The organism is Streptomyces calidiresistens (assembly GCF_014141525.1).
In the GTDB taxonomy this organism is placed as follows: Bacteria; Actinomycetota; Actinomycetes; order Streptomycetales; family Streptomycetaceae; genus Streptomyces; species Streptomyces calidiresistens.
The window spans coordinates 1-1,433 of record NZ_VKHS01001095.1; the positions used below are offsets into that span (position 1 = coordinate 1).

The following is a 1,433-nucleotide window of genomic DNA, read 5'->3' on the forward strand; positions in this document are numbered from 1 at the left end:
TTGCAGCTTCGTCAGCAGCGTCAGACGTGTATAAGAGACAGCTCCCGTTCCGCCCCCGCCGAATCCGTGCGCCCGCGTCGCTCCCTGTGGGTGTGCGCGTTGATCGGGGCGGGGTTGATGGCGGCGGTGGACGAGATCGTCTTCCACCAGATCCCGGGCTGGCACCACTTCTGGGACCGCTCCACCCCGGCGGTGGGCCTGCTGTCGGACGGGCTGCTGCACACCGCCGAACTGCTCGCCCTCGTCGCCGGCTTCACCCTGCTGTGCGACCTGCGACGGCGGGGCGCGCTGTCCGGGGGCCACGCGGTGGCCGGCCTCTTCCCGGGCGCCGGCGCCTTCCAACTCCTCGACGGCCTGGTCAACCACAAGGTGCTGCGGGTGCACCGGATCCGGTACGGGGTGGACCTCCTTCCCTACGACCTGGCGTGGAACGCGTTCGCGGTGGTTCTCCTGGCCATCGGGGCCGGACTGGCCGTGCGCGCCCGGCGTCGGGTCGGAACGGGCCGGTGAGCGGGCCGGTGCCGATGGTCCCGTGGAGGTTCCCGGAAGTGCTCCCCGGGGTGCTCGCGTCGCCCGGCCCCGGCGCGGCCCACTCGCCGATCCCCGGCGTCCACGCCGGGCCCCCGATCCCGCTGCCGGTCCTCGCCGCGTTCCTCGTGGGCGGGGTGGTCCTCTGTTATCTCCTCGCCGCCGCCCGGCTGCGCCGGCGCGGGGACGCCTGGCCCCCGCTCCGGGACCTGTCCTTCGCCGCCGGGGGCGCGGCCCTGGTGTACGCGGCCCTCGGCCGGGCCCCCGGCGGACCCTTCACCGCGCACATGGCCGTCCACCTGCTGGTGGGCATGGTCGCCCCGCTGCTGCTGGTCCTCGGCCGGCCGATGAGCCTGTTGCCCCGGGCGCTGCCGCCGGGACGGCTCCGACGGCTGCCGCTCGCGCTCGCCCGGTCCCGCCCGACGGGGTTCCTGTTGCTGCCCCCGGTCGCGGCCCTCCTCGACGTCGGCGCGCTGTGGCTGCTGTACCGCACCCCGCTGTGGTCCGCCGCGCACGCCCACCCCCTCGCCCACGCCGCCGTCCACCTGCACGTGTTCGCCGCCGGACTGCTGTTCGCGTTCACGATCTGTCAACTCGACCCGGTCCACCGGCGGCACGGACTCGCGCTGCGCGGGGGCACCCTGCTGCTCGCCGGCGCCGCCCACTCGGTGCTCGCCAAGAGCCTGTACGCCCATCCACCGCCGGGCGCCGCCGTGGACGCCGAGGACCTGCGGACGGGCGCGCTGCTGATGTACCACGGCGGCGACGCGGTCGGGGTGGCGCTCGCCGTCGTCCTCGCCGTCCGCTGGTACACCGCCGGCGGGCGCGTCCCGGCCCGCGCCCGACGCCGGGCCGAACGGCGAACGAACCCGCGGGCGGGGCGGGCGGTTCCCGGGGAGGTACCG

The 1,433-nt window shown here is 76.1% G+C and carries 2 protein-coding genes; both read left to right on the top strand.

What is annotated here, in order from left to right; genetic code table 11:
- A complete protein-coding gene (locus tag FOE67_RS31010) occupies window positions 1-510 on the top strand; it encodes a DUF2243 domain-containing protein (protein ID WP_323385517.1) in 510 nt (169 codons plus the stop codon).
- Between the two features lie 38 nt (window positions 511-548).
- A partial coding sequence (locus FOE67_RS25655; RefSeq protein WP_323385519.1) for a cytochrome c oxidase assembly protein occupies window positions 549-1,433 on the top strand: 885 nt, incomplete at its 3' end.